Below are 16,982 nucleotides of genomic sequence, written 5' to 3'. Positions count from 1 at the left end.
TTAACTTATAAAAAAGCGTATAGTTTTAATATAAACTATACGCTTTTCTTATTATTACTTATTTAGAAACTTACAGATCAAAACCAAGGTCTTTTCTATAATACATCTTATCAAACTGTAGTTTTTCTATGTTTTTATAAGATTTTTTTAAAGCTTCTCTAAAATCATCATCAAAAGAAGTAACTGCTATTACTCTTCCTCCGTTAGTTACTATTTTTCCATCTTCAAGCTTGGTACCCGCCTGAAAAACAATGGAATCAGTGATGTCGTCGATTCCTGTAATTTCTTTTCCTTTTTCATAAGCTTCGGGATACCCCCCTGAAACTGTCATTACTGTGGTTGCACTTCGTTCATCTAGCTCTATTTTGACCTCATCAAGTGTCTGGTTTCCTACATGTTTAAATAATTTTACTAAATCTGTTTTAACTCTAGGTAATACAGCTTCTGTCTCAGGATCACCCATACGAACATTATATTCTATGACTTTAGGTTCATCTCCTACTTTGATGAGTCCAATAAAAATAAAGCCTTTATAATCGATATTTTCCTTTGCTAAACCATCTACTGTAGGTTTAAGAATTTGGTTCTCGATTTTAGTCATAAAAACATCATCCGCAAAAGGAACAGGTGAGATTGCTCCCATTCCCCCAGTATTAAGACCTGTATCACCTTCTCCAATACGTTTATAATCTTTGGCTGTTGGTAAAGTCAGATAATTTTTACCATCGGTTAACACAAAAACACTAAGCTCAATTCCATCAAGGAATTCTTCGATCACCACTTTTTCACTTGCTGTCCCAAACTTTTTATTGGTAAGCATATTCTCGAGCTCCGCTTTGGCTTCATCTATGTTTTGAAGGATCAATACTCCTTTTCCCGCAGCCAATCCATCAGCTTTTAGTACATACGGTGCATTTAATGTCTCCAGAAAATTCTTCCCTTCTTTTACCGTTTCAGCTGTAAAACTTTGATACGCCGCTGTAGGAATGTTATGCCTGAAAAGGAATTCTTTAGCATATTCTTTGCTTCCTTCAAGTCGTGCTCCTTCTTTTGATGGACCAATAACAGTTATTTCTTTTAAATCTGAATCTTCAGCAAAGAAATCACTAATACCCTGTACCAAAGGATCTTCTGGTCCGACTACAACCATTTCTATATTTTCTTTTAGTACAAATTCTTTGATAGCAGGAAAATCAGTTACGGAAATCGGAACATTGGTAGCAATATTTGCCGTTCCTGCATTACCGGGTGCTACAAACAGCTTATCGCATAATTCACTTTGAGCAATCTTATAAGCAAATGTATGTTCTCTTCCTCCAGATCCTAGTACTAAAATGTTCATAGGGTTATAGTTTGTTATTGGCTAATTATTTTAAGCCATCAAAAATAGTTGTTTAGCAGTTTTATTGCTAATTATTTTAAATCAATTTAAAATGATTCTGTTTACTATTTAGGAATCGATAGTTGTAGGGTGATTGCGAATTATTCTACTGCTCAAAATACTTCGCTTCTTAAGTAATAAAGGAACAATTATGGAAAAAAACACAATCCCGTTAAATCGAACCAGCATGGACTCAAACAATAACGAGATAAAAAGAATCAAGAATACTGAAAATTCATTTCTACTTCGTTTCATTCTAAGTGCTAATAAAATGAAAACACTTATTAAAATTCCAAAGCCAAAAATCCCGGTCTGTAACCAAGTCTGAAGAAACTGGTTATGTGCATTATATTTATTTTGATAATTGCTAAAATAATCTAGTTCTTTATATTTTTCTATAAGAACATCATTAGCATCTCCTATTCCATAGCCAAATATGGGAGCTTCTTTGATTAATTGTATGCTAGCATTCCAGGTTAACAATCTTGATTTTTCGACCGTTACTCTATGAATTCCTGAATTATTTTCAAGCTCTTCTGCGCTTGCATAAAAATCTGCTATTCTGGGATTTTTTAGAAAAACAACGGTTCCTAAAATCAACAACATACACACAATGTATTTTTGGCTTCTATCCTTAATATTAAATACTAATATAAGTGACATTATAAAAAGGATCAGATATGCTGCCGGAGAGGCCATTAAAAAAAGATACAAGAACAAAATAGTCAAAACCAATAGCTGAATTCTTGATTTCAACTTCTTTTTGAGATAAAAACTTAATACCAATAAGATATATAAAGAAACATAGTTAGGGTTAACTAATTTGGAAAAATCGGTTTCAAATATATATTGTGTTCCCAAGGATATTCTCTCTATTACGCTTGAAACTCCTTCCTCCCAATCATTAAAAACAAAATCACTTTTTTCAACCATTGTAAAATCATAAATAGTAAAATAAAAGTTGATAAAAAAAGAAACTATAAGCCCTACCAATAAGAAATCAAACAGTTTTCTAACCGAAGAAGCATCTTCTTTCACGAAAAGAAAAATTACCGGAAACAAAAACAAGGTCAATGATCTCTGAAATATCTTAAATCCATCAGAGATATTTTCTGTATATATCAGACTGAGTGCAATAAGTAAAAAATATACCGGAAAAAGTAACAAAACTTTATTGCTGGGAACAAAATTCTTAGGAGATTTAAAGATATTAATCCCTCCAAAAATAATTGCAGCTATAAAAAAAGGTGTTGGAAGATTGATTCCTAGAGGAAGTAGAAAAAAAGCTATATAAAGGCTATTCCAGAAAATGGTTAGAACAAGATCACTTTCATCCTTATAAAAGAAATCCGAAATTTCTACTATTTTTCCTCTTATATTCACAATTTTAGTAGGCTTTATCCTCTCCTTTAATAATATTGAATATGGTTTCAAATATAATTTTTAGGTCTAGTAACAAGGACCAGTTTTCAATATAAAAGATATCATATTTAATACGATTTACAATATCTACATCATTCTTTATCTCTCCTCTAAAACCATTTACCTGAGCATAACCTGTAATACCTGGTTTTACCGAGTGTCTAAATACATAGTTATATTTATCAATTTTCTTGCTATAATCCTTGGTATACGAAATCATATGTGGTCTTGGACCTACTACAGACATATCTCCAAAAAGCACATTAAAAAACTGAGGGAGTTCATCAATACTTGTTCTACGCATAAACCGTCCGATCTTGGTCACTCTTTCATCCTCTTTTTTTACTTGCTCAAGATCCGTATGGGTATCATGCCGCATTGATCTAAATTTATAACAAACAAATTCCTTGTAATTAATTCCATTGCGTTTATGACTGTAAATTAACGGTCCCGGAGATTCTAGTTTTATTAGAATATATAATAATGGTATCAACCACGAAAGAATGAAAACAACCACTAATAAGGAAAAGAAGATATCAAAGCCTCTTTTGATTGCTCTATTTGTAGAACTGTTTAGTGAAACCTCAGGAATTGATAATACTGGCAGGTATTCGTAATAATCAGTCTTCAAACGCTTAGAATATATATATTGTGACTTTGGTATAAATTTCAAAACGCTAAAGCTTTGATCTGCATATTTCACATACTCATTGACATCATCATCCGAAACCTCATCCACCGAGCAATAAATTTCATCAACATCTTCATTTTTAAGAAATTCAAAACTATCTTTTATGGTTTTTGAAAGATCGTTACTAAATATCTCTAAGACCTGATAGCCTAGATCTTTTCGCTTATCAAAAAAAGCTTTTAATTGCTGTGCACTTCTATTATTGCCAATGATAATAACTCGTCTGTTATTTCCTCCCAGGTAAGAACGATATTTTTTTAGTGCATAATAGCTTATAATTTTAAAAACACTAACAGAAGAGATTGTTATTCCTATAAATTGAAATATGCTTAACGAACTAAAATTACTTATTTTTAAAATCCCAAAATAAGCATATAGCAAAATTAAAATCAGCAACGCTTGATTAACCAAAAGAGAAATAATCTTAATAACTTTAGTAAAGCGATATACTTCATAAAAATTAAGCATATATGCCGATATCAGCCAGACTATTGGTAAAAAAACATAAAGCTCTTTAGACTGAACATCCACTAAAAAATAATGTGATGAAACCAACACAATGATAAGATCGACAACAACAAGTATTGGTCTTATTAAATATGAATATCCTCCTCTTTTGTGATGCATTTTGCATTATGAATAAGATGAAAAATCCTTATGCTCGCTTTTATATAATTCTTCTTTAGTAAGGCTTTTAAAATAATCCAAGGTTTTTTTCATTCCTTCAGACCTACCAATTTTTGGCTCCCAGTTTAAAATTTCCTTTGCTCTTGTTATATCAGGCTGTCTCTGTAATGGATCATTTACTGGCAATGGCTTATAAATCACTTTCTGGTCAGTCCCCGTAAGTTTAATAATTTCTTCAGCAAAATCAGCGATCGTAATTTCATTAGGGTTACCAATATTTACTGGATTTACATAATCACTAAATAGTAATCTATAAATTCCTTCAATTAGATCGTCCACATAACAAAAAGAACGAGTTTGCGAACCATCTCCAAAGACAGTAAGATCTTCTCCTCTTAATGCTTGCCCAATAAATGCTGGAACGACACGACCATCATTCAGTCTCATACGTGGACCATATGTGTTAAAAATACGAACAATTCTAGTTTCTATTCCGTGATAGGTATGATACGCCATAGTAATGGATTCTTGAAATCGTTTGGCCTCATCATATACTCCACGAGGACCAATGGTGTTCACATTTCCATAATAATCTTCGGTTTGTGGGTGAATTAATGGATCTCCATATACCTCACTAGTAGAAGCTATTAAAATTCTGGCATTTTTTTCTTTGGCTAATCCCAAAAGGTTATGAGTTCCTAAAGATCCTACTTTTAATGTTTGTATTGGAATTTTAAGATAATCAATAGGACTCGCTGGTGAAGCAAAGTGCAAGATATAATCTAATTTTCCAGGTACATGAACGAACTTTGATACATCGTGATGATAAAATTCAAAGTTTTTTAACTTAAATAGATGCTCAATATTTTTAAGATCACCAGTAATCAGATTATCCATACCAATCACGTGAAGCCCTTCATTAATAAATCGATCACATAAATGAGATCCTAAGAATCCTGCCGCTCCAGTAATTAAAACTTTTTTCATATTAATATTTTACATCTTTTCTACCTATGGAAAAATAAGAAACTCTTTCCTTCTCTATGTCCTGAATATCATAGAGGTTTCTTCCATCAAAAATTACATTATTCTTAAGCGATTGTCTGATCTTGTCGAAATCAGGGGTTCTAAATATACTCCATTCTGTACAAATTACCAGTGCATCTGTATTTTCAATTGCTTCATACATTGTCTTAGAAAAATTTATTTTATCTCCATATTTTCTTGAAACGTTGTTCATGGCTTCAGGATCAAAAGCTTTTATACTAGCCCCCTCGTCTAATAACACATCTATTATATCTAATGATGGCGCTTCTCTAATATCATCTGTTTCCGGTTTAAAAGCCAATCCCCAGATAGCAAAAGTCTTTCCTTTAAGGTCATTATTAAAAAATTTCTTGATCTTAGGAATCAGAGCTACTTTTTGATCCTTATTCACCTTAATAACCGATTCCAAAATTTGGAAAACATAATTATCATCTTTTCCTGATTTATGAAGTGCTTTAACATCTTTTGGAAAACAAGATCCGCCATATCCTATACCTGGAAACAAAAAACGTTTTCCTATCCTGGAATCAGTACCCATACCAATACGCACTTTATCCACATCTGCCCCAACTTTTTCGCAATAGTTTGCAATCTCATTCATAAAAGTAATCTTAGTAGCTAAGAATGAGTTTGCTGCATATTTAGTTAGCTCTGCAGATTTTTCATCCATGATGATAATTGGGTTTCCTGACCTTACAAAAGGCTTATATAACTTTTTCATTAATTCAGTAGCTCGCTCCGAAGAAGAACCAATAACAATTCTCTCAGGTTTTAAAAAGTCATCCACTGCAAAACCCTCTCTTAAGAATTCTGGATTAGACACCACATCAAAATCACATTTAGCATTCTTAGCAATTACTTCCTGTACTTTCTCTGCTGTCCCTACAGGAACAGTACTTTTGTCAACAATTACTTTGTAATCTTTTATGATTTTACCTATTTCTTCTGAAACTCCCAACACATACTTGAGATCAGCTGAACCATCGCCGTTCTCCGGAGTAGGTAGTGCTAAGAAAACAATTTCTCCATGTTTCAACCCTTCTTCTAATGAAGTTGTAAATTTTAAACGGTTTGCTTTAATATTTCGTTCAAACAAGACATCCAAATGAGGTTCATAAATAGGAACTTCCCCTTTTTGCATTTTTTGAACTTTTTTCTCATCTATATCAACACAAATTACCTCATTACCTGTTTCTGCCAAACAGGTTCCTGTCACTAATCCTACATAGCCAGTGCCTATAACTGATATTTTCATTTGTTAGTTAATTATTTATTGCGGTTTCCCAACTGTTGATACTAATACGCTTTCTCTTCGCCTTTGAATACATTAATTATAGTTTTCATAATTATATTAAAATCAAGCAATAATGACCAATTTTCCACATAAAATATATCATATCTTACTCTATTTTGCATGTCTGAATCCTTCTCTATATTCCCTCTATATCCACTTACTTGAGCCAAACCAGTTATACCTGGTTTAACATTATGTCTCAACATAAATTTATTAATCTTATTTTTATAATCCTCCGTATGACTTCTTAATAATGGTCGTGGACCAACAACTGACATTTCGCCAAGCAGGACATTAAAAAATTGTGGAAGTTCATCAATACTTGTTCTCCTAATAAATTTCCCTATTCTGGTGATTCTTACATCATCTTTTGATGCTTGAACCTTGTCGGATTCTTTATTAATAGTCATCGAACGAAACTTATAGCACAAAAAGAGATCAAAATCAGCACCATATCGATATTGCTTAAAAAAAATAGGGCCTCTGTTTTCTAGTTTTATTAATAAACTTATTATTGGCAATACCCATGAGAGCACCAGAAAAATCACTAGCAAAGAGAAAGTAATATCAAAACAACGTTTAAGCCAGCCATTAACATACTCATCCAATGGAATTTTACGTAAAGAAATAATTGGAGTAAGGTCATAATAGTCTAACTGAAGGTTTTTAGAAAATAACTCTTTGTCATCTGCAATGAATTTTAAAGTCTTTAAATTAACGTCACAAAACTCCACAAATTTCTTTATTTGATCATTGGTTAACTCTTTTACTGAGCAATAAACTTCATTTATATTATTTTCCAAAACAAAACTGAAGCTTTCTTCTATGGTACCACGCTTATCTGATTGATCTTTGTCACTAAAAAAGCCTTCAAATCTATAACCATACTCCGGAGAATTACTAAAAAACTCTTGTAACCTCTTTGTAGAATTATTAATCCCAACAATTACAACATATTTATTATTACTTCCTGTAATTAACCTATATCTTTTAAAAACCTCAAATAATAATATCCTCCATGTATTTATTGCCAATAGGAGAATAATGAAAAACCACAGAATTTTTTCTTTAGGTATATGATTTTCAGTAATAAAATAATAAGTAAACATTAATAAGACCAATAATGTAACTTGCTTAGAGAATAATGATATAATTTTTACAATTTTGGTAAAACGGTAAACAGCATAAGCTGAAGTTAAGACAGAAAGGCAAACCCAAAATAAAAGTACAAAACCAATATCTAATAAACTCTTAGAAAGAAAAAAGTAACATAGTGTGGTAATAATAGAAATATCTATCATGTAAAGCAGTGGTCTGATATATTTAGAATACCGTCCCTTATACATATAGATTAAAATTAATATTCAAAAAATCAAATGCCATAAATTCTTTTTCAAAATATCGTTATGTAGTTGCTCTAACCTTAAACTCATTAGATATAACGATATTGTTAAAAATTATTTTCATTCTTCCACTCAAAATATAGCTGTTCAACAGTTTCCTTAAACTCTCTTTCAAACCTCTCTCTGCTAAAAGATTCTGCATTTTTTCGAATGATTCCCTTATCAAATTGATTTTGGTGAGTTTCAAAAAATCCAATCGCTTCGAGAAGTGATTCTGTAGTTTGTTCTTTATAAAAAACACCTGTCGTCTCATCACTCATTATTCTTTCTATACTAAAAACTCCTTTTATTGTCTCCAAAACCCCTCCCTTACCATATGCAATGACTGGGATTCCATAGCCTTGAGCCTCAACCGGAGCAATACCAAAATCTTCTTCGGCTGCGAAAACAAAGGCTTTGGCTTTCCTTAAAAGAGAGTTTTTTTCTTCTGCCTCTAAATAACCTTTTAATTCTATGTTCTTAGAGCTTATTCTTTTTATTTTCTTATAATCAGGTCCATCTCCTATTACTATTAATCTTTTATTGGTTTTAGCAAATGCCTTTACAATCAAATCTACCTTTTTATAGGGGACCATCGAAGAACAAGTAATATAATAATCAGAAGTCTCATCAAAAGCCTCGAAGGAACCTAAATCTACTGGTGGGTAGATTACCTTAGCTTCTTTACCATAAATTTTTTTAACTCTTTTGGCTATATATTTGGAGTTGGCAATGTAAAAATCAGGTCTGTTTATAGTAGAAACATCCCAAATCCTTAGTTTATGAAGGAAATATTTGGCAATAAAGCCTTTGAGTCCTTTTTGCAGACCACTTTCTTTTACATATTGATGATATAAATCCCACGCATATCTCGCAGGTGAATGGATGTATGTAATATGTAATTGATCCTGACGAGTAAGCACTCCTTTTGCCACACAAGACGAAGAAGATATAATCAATTCATAATCCGTTAAGTCGAATTGCTCAATAGCCATAGGAAAAAGTGGTAAATAAGACCGGTATTTTCTTTTTCCAAATGGAAGCCGTTCAATAAAAGAAGTTTTTGGTTTTTTTTCCTTAAATATTTTTTCTTGATCTTCTTTATTTAATGTATTGACTAAGGTATAGAAGTCAAAGTCGTTCCAAATGTTAGACATACTCTCTACACATCGTTCTCCCCCTCTGTATTGTGTAAACCAGTCATGTACTAGTGCCTTTCTAATAATATCAAGCATGTATTGGTATATTTGGGTTTACCTTAAATTTATTTTAAATGCTAAAAATACTGTGGTTTTTGATATTTTATTCAATTATTTTTGAAAAACCTCTTTTTTTACTTCTTTATTGTTTACCTATTTTATTTTTATATACGATCTAATCTAGTTTTTACATTTAATAAAATGGTATTAAACACACTAAAAAAAACAATCCCATCATGTCTGCTTAGTATATTTTCAAAAGTAAAACAAAGAAGTATAAGCGTTAAAAAAGCTATATATAAGAATCCTGAAGACCATCTAATCCATAAAATAATCGATGTCAAAAATATCAACAACCCCAGTATTCCGGCGGCTAATACTATTTGAAAATATTGACTATGAGCATTAAAACGGAATGTCGTAAAAAGATCCGTATGATCAAATTTCTGATTGTAGCAATATTGCATTACCCTGTCAGTATTACCCACTCCATAACCCAGCAATGGTTTTTCTTTAATATTTATTAAAGCACAATAATAAATAGCACTTCTTATGTTTTCGTTAGATATATTGGGATTAGTGTTTTCATATTTCCCTTCGGGAATGGCCTTTTTATGACTACCTAATTCTTGTATTTTGTGCTGAATAGGGTTCCAAAATACAATCAATCCTATTGTGAACGATAATAAATATAACCCTACAATAGTTCTAAGCGATATTCTCAGGGAGGTCAGCAACAAAAAGGAAGATGCTACCAAAGTGCTAAAAAGAGGCATTCTTGCCCCTAGAAAATATTGCCAAAAAAGAAAATAACCTATGATCAAAACTCCAAAAACAAAAAGTATCTTTTTATATATTTTGTTTTGAAATAGGAGCCATATAACACTTAAAACCCCCATACCAATCCACATGGAAAGGTATGTACCGTGCATTTTTAAGGATTCTTCAATCCTACATCGCTTTTCCCAAGAGGTTATTTGAAGGTAGTGAATTTCTTCAAAAAAAGAGTAATGCAAAAAAAATAGCACACAACTTATAGCTAAAAAATATATAAACAATATGATTTGCAATTGTTTTATATTCCATTCTGCATTTTTTTGATTTAAAAATGCAAATGGTATTAGAAAAGTGGGAGCAGTACGTATAATAAATTTCATCCCTATATCAACATCCCCCATGTTTAGTAAACTAAAACAATAGATAACAAAAATAGATCCTAGAGCAAATAAGTGTTTTGTTTTTTTACCAGTCCAATCTTTTCTTCCTCTTATAGCAAAATAAATAATAGCTATTGCACCTATTGTGATAATTATACTACTATGTACTCCTCTAGGAGTCAAGGGAAAGAGCACAAGACAACATATCAGAAAGAAATGTGTCTTTTGGTAATATTGTATGATCTTATTACTCATATAAGTTGTTTAGTACAATTATATGTTTATCAGCTGATCTTTGCCAACTAAATTTTTTAATTTGTTCGAAACCTTTTTCAACACATTTGATTCTTAGCTCCTGATTATCTAATAGTTGAACAATATTTTCTTTTAGATCATTGGCCTCTTTTGGGTTAAAATATACAACCGCCTCACCTCCAACCTCAATCAAGCTTGCCATATCAGAAGACAAAACAGGAACTCCACAGGACATAGCTTCTAAAAGAGGCAATCCAAAACCTTCATATAAAGATGGAAAAATAAACAGCGTAGCATTTTTGTATACATCAGATACCAGGTTATCCGACACATACCCTGTAAAATAGATGTTTTTACTTAAATTGTTATCTTCTATATATCTAAAAATTGCTGTTTCTTGAGTTATGAAACCTTCTTTTCTGCCCAAAACGACAAGTTTATATTTTTCTTTAATTTCAGTTGTTAATTGATTATAAGCTTTTAATAGTGTAATTAGGTTCTTATGAGGTTTAACATTACCAACAAATAAAAAGTAATTTGTTGGTAATTCTAAACCACTATCTACCATTACATTTTTTACAAAATTTTGATCTACTCCGCAATAAACAACATTTATTTTATGAGGATCTACAGTAAAAAACTTGAGGATTTCGGATTTAGAAAACTTTGACACTGTGCATATAGTGTCACTTCGTTTTACAGCATTTTTATAAAGTACCTTAGCCCAGAGTCTTTTGATATAAGAAAAATATGCAGGATTTGATAGATGATTGACATCGTGTATCGTCACCATTCTTTTAGTAGCTTTGATAGGTAATAAGGGAGCATTAAAATGAGGTGTCCAAAACACATCACACTTGGGTATATACACCGGAAGCATAAGCTGCTCTTTAAAAGAATAGACTTTATATCGGAAAGGGATGATTTCTAACTTTTTACTCCATTCAAATTTTTTAATAATAACCGGATCACCTAGGACTAATACCTCTCCAAAACCACTTATAATTAAAGGAATTACATTTTTGATATAAGTTCCGATCCCAGAATTATGGATTAATCTTAAGTCTATTACTAGCTTCATTATCTTTATACTTTTTCACCAATATTAGTGCTAATAAAATCCAAGGGTACATAAAATGAATTTGCACCCCAAAAGAGAATAATATCACAAAGCCTAGTAGAAATTCTATTTTTCCTCTTTCTTTTCTTACTCTTTCAAAAATCTTCAATAAAATCCAAAAGAAAAATATGATCCCTAGTAAACCATTATCTATTAAAATATCCATAATACCTCCATACCCATGTGCATCTATATTTCTTATGTTTTTAGGGGGCAATGGAAAAAAACCTCGATATTCCTTATTATTACGTAACAATGGGTAGTTACCAGTGCCAATTCCCAAAAGTGTATGTTTGGTAATGATTTTTGGGGTAATAAAAAAGCCGGACACTCTACCCAAAATTAAATTACGATCAGTAGGTCTTTCTAATACGGATTGTTTCACCCTTTGGATCTCCTTTACATACATGTCATTAATATTAATAAACAAATAAATAAAGCCAATCAGCGATATTGTTATAATCGGAAACAGTAAGGGTTTTAGTTTTCTCCTTACAAATTCAAAATTCTCTATACCTAACCATACCACACAACATAAAGTACCCGCTTTGGATTGTGCCATAAAAAAGATAACTACAAATAAAAATATCCTTCTGATATATCTGCCTTTTTTGCTTTTTACCCAATAGGTAAGCATGAAAAAGAAGCTTAACATTAGCCCAAAGGGACCTCCTTCTGCAAAGTATCCTCTTAATCTTGTGGCATAACTGTAAACTAATCGAGTGTCATTAATAGAAATTACTTCAAAAACAACCAATAGATAAACAAATACAAATACAGCGGTTAAAACAATATTTAAATCAATAAATATGTTGATATAACGATCAAATTGATTACTTTTTTTCAGTGATCTAAAATATAAGAAAGCAATATTGCAAAGGATTAAACAGGTAACAATTTCTAAATATCGACTAATGGTAATCCAATATGGTCTTTTGAAAAATGATGGTTCTATATAAGCAAAATCTAAACGAGATGTTGTCCAAAATGATAAAACACCCATTACCGTAAAAAATAATAAAAAATGCACTACGTATTTGTTCAACTTTCCTAACAAAACAAATGGAGCAGCAACCAGCAATAGTATTTCTGTGATTTTAACAAAGCCTATCTTAAGATCCGTGAACTGAACACAAAAGGTCAAGAACAAAAGAACCAACATGTTGAATATAATATTTTTTCTCTTCAATCTTTTTGATATCTAACTTTTATAGATAATTATAGGTTAATGATTAAAAGTACAAGAAATTATTATTCTTAATCCAGTTATTTTCTATAATTGAATATAATACATTTACACTATTTTAAGAGTTCTTAGTAAAAAGTAAATCGTCGGATTTATTTTTAGAAGCTAAGCCATCCAGAAATTGTAGTAATTCTTCAGAAGAATCTTCAATTTTTATTTCTTCTTGTGTCCTTATAAGCTTTACTTTATCAAAATACGGAAAAATTAAATCTATAAAATTTTTATTAGAAACATTTGCGACATTTTTAAGATGATGGGGTACATACTCTATGTATAATACCCTTGTTTTTGCTAGGGTTTCTTGCATACCTTGTAACGCAAAATATTCAGCGCCTTCAATATCAACTACAATGCAACTCGGTGCCGGAAGTTTTTTTGATTCAATATGATGATCCAGGCTTACCATAGGTATTTCAATAACTTCCGGATTATCATAATTGTATAAAAAACTTTCCTTTAAAGGTTTTATCTTACTACCACCACTATTAATTTTATTCTTATAAAAAGTTATATTCTTTTCGGTATCGCCAATTGCATAGTTAAAGGCAATTACATTACTTACATTGTTAGCGTTAATGTTCCAGTTAAGAAATTTTAAATTATCTGGGTTTGCCTCATAACCTACTACTTTATTGCATTTTTTTGACATTGGAATTAGCAAAGTGCCTATATGGGTTCCTAAAAAATAGACAACATCTTTTTGATTTATGAATTTTAACAGCTCTTCTATTTCAGCAATATCCCAATTGCCTTTGAAACCCAGGTGTCTTCCTACAGTTAAATCCTCAATAGGGGCATTAATGATTCCGTTTTTTGTCTCATACTGCACTCCAATGGCATGAGGACCCAATATCATTTTTCTTAACCTAACCAACATTTTAAGAATAATAAACTTTACTCTATTTTTCATGCGTTTGTTTTATTGCTTCAAGAATCATCTTTATTCATTACCTCACATATTTATGATAATCCTGTAGATTTTATCATGCTTTGTTTTTTAAATAGCTTTCACTTATAGTAATCAGACCTATTGCAACGATTGCATTAGATATCAAATTAGTGGAAACTGCTCCTATAAGTCCATATTCTGGTAATAAAAAAAATATAGATAATGAACTTATAGCTACTGCTGTAAGGGTTATAAGAAACCTTTCTTTTTGTTTATCAAAAACCACTAATAATACTTCATAATTAAAAAATAAAAATCGCAATAGTATCACTACAATAATAATTATAAAAGCCACTTGGGTAGTTTCATTAGTTTCAATTTTTATGAAATCAAACAAATACTCTTTTAATAAACTAAGCGAAATTGAAATTAAAACGCCAAACCCGATGGTGTATAGAATCGTTTTTCTGAAAAGATATACTATTTTATGCTTGGGTATAGATTTCAGATACTTAAGAACTACCTGAGAAATTGCAACAGAGACCATCATTATTGGAGCTATAATTACAAAAAGAGCTCTATAATAACCATACGTTTCTTTATCAAGAAAATAGAAAAGTATAAGTAAACCAGCTTGCGTATAAAGAGCAGTTACAATCTCCTGGAGTCCAAAGTATAAACGTAGGTTTAGAAACTCTTTAAATTGATTTCTGTTTATTTTTAGATTTCTAAATTCCGATATAAGTGCTGATTTAAGACCAGAAGAAGAAACCACATATAAAGTCATCAAACTATTTAGTACTATCAAAAATTCAAAAATGAATATGAAATCCATAATTGATTTAGTAATGAAATAATAATATGCCGTAAAAAACAATAATATGAAACAAAAAAATGAATACGCGTAGAGTTCCTTCTTAAAATTTCCAATTGCTTTAAAATAAGAAAACAAAACTAAATTTAAGGAGAGTACGAAACCCAGTATGATTCCGTACAAGTAGGAAGGCCATCCTTTTAAATTATTTAAAAACGGTGTTAAAATGAAATAAAATAATATAATACAGATAAAAAAAACTGAAACTACTACTATGGAATTTGCCAGTTTTTTTAGCATTTCTGTTGGTTTGTCTGACTCTGAAATCATATAATCTGGACTTCCAAATGGTAAAATGCTATATAAAATATTTGACAAAGAATAAATAAATGAAAAAACTGCATATAATTTTATATCCATTAATGATATAAGAGAAAGATTTAAAACCCACCTTGATCCAAATTGCAAACCTTGCGCCAGATTATTGTAAATAATATCTTTTAGCAATTATCCATATTTTAAAATTATTTCACTGATTTTTCACCTGAAACAAAGTAATGCGTACTTTTTTTAATATCAAATAAAAAATCAGTGAAATAATTTTTACTTAGTATAATGCACCGCTCTATTTAATTAAAAAAAGAAGAAAGCTCGGCTACCAATATTCCTGTTCTAAATATAAAGTTGATATAAATATAGTCTACGATGTTTTGTACAAACGAAAAGATTATAACCAGATATTTTATTTATTATCGTTATCGCGCTTAACAGTTTAATCATTTGAAGGTCTTGCAGAGCTCAATTTAGATTAAAAACAGATGCTAAAGGAATAATAGTTACTGGCAAACAAGGAGTATAAACTATTAACCTCTAGAAATTAGATCCCGAAAAGAAATATTTTAGGTCTTTGGGTAAGGATTTCGTTTAGGTAGAAATTTACGTAAAAACTTATCAATAAGCTTTTTCTTCACCTTTAATTGCGTTAAATACGGTTAGGAAAATGATTTTAATATCTAACAACACAGACCAGTTTTCAATATAAAAAATATCATATTTAACCCTATTAACAATATCTTTATTGGTTTCTATTTCACCTCTAAAACCGCTAACCTGTGCTAAACCTGTTATCCCAGGTTTTACAAAATGACGCACCATAAACTTATCTACTTTTTGTGCGAAGTCTTCATTATGTTTTACCATATGAGGTCTTGGGCCTACTACAGACATATCGCCTTTTAATACGTTGATAAATTGAGGTAATTCGTCAATACTGGTTTTTCTTATAAACTTACCCACTTTGGTAACCCTCGCATCCCCTTTGGTAGTTTGTTTACCACTAGTATCTGGTTTCATCGACCTGTATTTATAGCAATAAAATTCTCGGTAATCCAACCCGTTCCTTTTTTGCATAAAAAACACAGTGCCTCTGGACTCTAATTGAATTAATAAAAATATCAAAGGTGTTAACCACGAAAGAATACATATCAAGACTAAAGATGCCAAAACAATATCAAAACTTCTTTTTACAAACTTATTAATAGAATCATCTAAGGGAATGTCTCTAAACGAGAGCACAGGAATATATCCATAGTAATCAAATCTTAATTTCTTAGTAAAAATGTCTTTATTATCGGGAATAAACTTTAACACTTTTAAGTTATTATCAGTGAAGTTTACAATTTTGTGTAATTGTTCGTTTGTAAGCTCTGCAACCGAACAATATATCTCATCAACATCGTTGTCAAGAATATAGTTAAAGCAATTTTGTAGATCAAAACCTTCTCTTTTAACACTAAATTTCTTTTGAAACTTGTAGCCAAAATCACTTCTTTCCTTAAAAGTTTCTATGAGTTGATTTGTTTTTTGATTATCCCCAACAACCACAACATTTCTATAGTTTCCACCAAGCACTTTTCTGTATTTATTTAATAAAAACAATAACAGGTACTTAGCAAATGAAATCAGCAAAAAACAAGTAAAAAAATACTTCGCCAAATCAAGTCTACTCAACTGAGGTTGTTTGAAAAATCCAACAAAAGCATAAAGAATCAAGGCAAAAATCACAAATTGCCTTAGTAAAGATGCTAAGGTTTGAATCATCTTTGAAAATCTTTTGGTTTCGTAAAACCCTGTTGCAAATGACACAATTATCCAACTTAAAGAAATGTAAACGTGAAATAATAATGTAGGGTTTGATTTAATATCCAGCAAAAAAATAAGAATATTTAGTATACCTATGTCTACCAATAGAAATATTGGTTTAATGAAAACTGAATAGCCTCTATTTTTAGAATTCATTTAATTAATCTGTTGATCTATTTTAGAACTTAATTTGTTTCGAGAAATACACTTGAACCTGATTTATAAATTATAACTATCTACTTCACTAATCCTCTTTTGTACACATATTTATATATAAATTTCGAATAAACTAATCTATTCTTATACCCCCTAAATC

13 protein-coding genes are annotated in these 16,982 nt (G+C 30.7%); all 13 read right to left on the bottom strand.

Translation table 11 applies throughout. From position 1 onward, the window contains the following. Positions 1 to 70 precede the first annotated feature (70 nt). Positions 71 to 1,342: a phosphoribosylamine--glycine ligase gene (gene purD, locus J8M14_RS08510; protein WP_211074165.1), complete on the bottom strand. Its 1,272-nt coding sequence runs from the start codon at positions 1,340 to 1,342 to the stop codon at positions 71 to 73. 108 nt (positions 1,343 to 1,450) lie between these two features. Beyond that, a complete protein-coding gene (locus tag J8M14_RS23045; RefSeq protein ID WP_211074164.1) occupies positions 1,451 to 2,764 on the bottom strand; it encodes an O-antigen ligase family protein in 1,314 nt (437 codons plus the stop codon). Between the two features lie 4 nt (positions 2,765 to 2,768). After that, a complete protein-coding gene (locus tag J8M14_RS08500) occupies positions 2,769 to 4,121 on the bottom strand; it encodes an exopolysaccharide biosynthesis polyprenyl glycosylphosphotransferase (protein WP_211074163.1) in 1,353 nt (450 codons plus the stop codon). A 6-nt stretch (positions 4,122 to 4,127) separates the two neighbouring features. After that, on the bottom strand, positions 4,128 to 5,108 hold the full coding sequence (locus J8M14_RS08495; protein WP_211074162.1) for a UDP-glucuronic acid decarboxylase family protein: 981 nt from the start codon (positions 5,106 to 5,108) through the stop codon (positions 4,128 to 4,130). Position 5,109: 1 nt separating this feature from the next. Next, on the bottom strand, positions 5,110 to 6,423 hold the full coding sequence (locus tag J8M14_RS08490; protein WP_211074161.1) for a UDP-glucose/GDP-mannose dehydrogenase family protein: 1,314 nt from the start codon (positions 6,421 to 6,423) through the stop codon (positions 5,110 to 5,112). Positions 6,424 to 6,464: 41 nt separating this feature from the next. Beyond that, on the bottom strand, positions 6,465 to 7,763 hold the full coding sequence (locus J8M14_RS08485) for an undecaprenyl-phosphate glucose phosphotransferase (RefSeq protein WP_247672588.1): 1,299 nt from the start codon (positions 7,761 to 7,763) through the stop codon (positions 6,465 to 6,467). 149 nt (positions 7,764 to 7,912) lie between these two features. Beyond that, complete coding sequence (locus tag J8M14_RS08480; protein ID WP_247672587.1) at positions 7,913 to 9,079, bottom strand: glycosyltransferase; 1,167 nt, start codon at positions 9,077 to 9,079, stop codon at positions 7,913 to 7,915. Positions 9,080 to 9,207: 128 nt separating this feature from the next. Then, positions 9,208 to 10,455: an O-antigen ligase family protein gene (locus J8M14_RS08475; RefSeq protein ID WP_211074159.1), complete on the bottom strand. Its 1,248-nt coding sequence runs from the start codon at positions 10,453 to 10,455 to the stop codon at positions 9,208 to 9,210. Further along, positions 10,448 to 11,536 carry a glycosyltransferase family 1 protein gene (locus tag J8M14_RS08470; RefSeq protein ID WP_211074158.1) on the bottom strand — a complete coding sequence of 363 codons (1,089 nt, stop codon included), beginning with the start codon at positions 11,534 to 11,536 and terminating at the stop codon, positions 10,448 to 10,450. Before J8M14_RS08470 ends, J8M14_RS08475 begins: the two co-directional genes overlap by 8 nt. Continuing rightward, positions 11,502 to 12,764, bottom strand: a complete 1,263-nt coding sequence (locus J8M14_RS08465) for a hypothetical protein (RefSeq protein WP_211074157.1) — start codon at positions 12,762 to 12,764, stop codon at positions 11,502 to 11,504. The genes J8M14_RS08470 and J8M14_RS08465 overlap by 35 nt, the downstream gene beginning before the upstream one ends. A 115-nt stretch (positions 12,765 to 12,879) precedes the next feature. Further along, positions 12,880 to 13,731: an FkbM family methyltransferase gene (locus J8M14_RS08460; protein WP_211074156.1), complete on the bottom strand. Its 852-nt coding sequence runs from the start codon at positions 13,729 to 13,731 to the stop codon at positions 12,880 to 12,882. Between the two features lie 73 nt (positions 13,732 to 13,804). Continuing rightward, on the bottom strand, positions 13,805 to 14,545 hold the full coding sequence (locus J8M14_RS08455) for a hypothetical protein (protein WP_211074155.1): 741 nt from the start codon (positions 14,543 to 14,545) through the stop codon (positions 13,805 to 13,807). Between the two features lie 930 nt (positions 14,546 to 15,475). After that, positions 15,476 to 16,822 carry an undecaprenyl-phosphate glucose phosphotransferase gene (locus tag J8M14_RS08450; RefSeq protein ID WP_211074154.1) on the bottom strand — a complete coding sequence of 449 codons (1,347 nt, stop codon included), beginning with the start codon at positions 16,820 to 16,822 and terminating at the stop codon, positions 15,476 to 15,478. Positions 16,823 to 16,982: the final 160 nt, after the last annotated feature.

It is taken from the genome of Aquimarina sp. MMG016 (genome assembly GCF_018100805.1).
In the GTDB taxonomy this organism is placed as follows: domain Bacteria; phylum Bacteroidota; class Bacteroidia; order Flavobacteriales; family Flavobacteriaceae; genus Aquimarina.
The sequence above is the reverse complement of the archived record's forward strand: the minus strand, read 5'-3'. Positions and strand labels throughout refer to the sequence as shown.

Excerpts from the sequence above, each read along its gene's own strand:
- purD (WP_211074165.1), bottom strand. The coding sequence starts at position 1,342 with ATGAACATTTTAGTACTAGGATCTGGAGGAAGAGAACATACATTTGCT.
- J8M14_RS08500 (WP_211074163.1), bottom strand. The coding sequence starts at position 4,121 with ATGCATCACAAAAGAGGAGGATATTCATATTTAATAAGACCAATACTT.
- J8M14_RS08495 (WP_211074162.1), bottom strand. The coding sequence starts at position 5,108 with ATGAAAAAAGTTTTAATTACTGGAGCGGCAGGATTCTTAGGATCTCAT.
- J8M14_RS08490 (WP_211074161.1), bottom strand. The coding sequence starts at position 6,423 with ATGAAAATATCAGTTATAGGCACTGGCTATGTAGGATTAGTGACAGGA.
- J8M14_RS08485 (WP_247672588.1), bottom strand. The coding sequence starts at position 7,763 with ATGATAGATATTTCTATTATTACCACACTATGTTACTTTTTTCTTTCT.
- J8M14_RS08480 (WP_247672587.1), bottom strand. The coding sequence starts at position 9,079 with ATGCTTGATATTATTAGAAAGGCACTAGTACATGACTGGTTTACACAA.
- J8M14_RS08475 (WP_211074159.1), bottom strand. The coding sequence starts at position 10,455 with ATGAGTAATAAGATCATACAATATTACCAAAAGACACATTTCTTTCTG.
- J8M14_RS08470 (WP_211074158.1), bottom strand. The coding sequence starts at position 11,536 with ATGAAGCTAGTAATAGACTTAAGATTAATCCATAATTCTGGGATCGGA.
- J8M14_RS08460 (WP_211074156.1), bottom strand. The coding sequence starts at position 13,731 with ATGAAAAATAGAGTAAAGTTTATTATTCTTAAAATGTTGGTTAGGTTA.
- J8M14_RS08455 (WP_211074155.1), bottom strand. The coding sequence starts at position 14,545 with ATGGATTTCATATTCATTTTTGAATTTTTGATAGTACTAAATAGTTTG.
- J8M14_RS08450 (WP_211074154.1), bottom strand. The coding sequence starts at position 16,822 with ATGAATTCTAAAAATAGAGGCTATTCAGTTTTCATTAAACCAATATTT.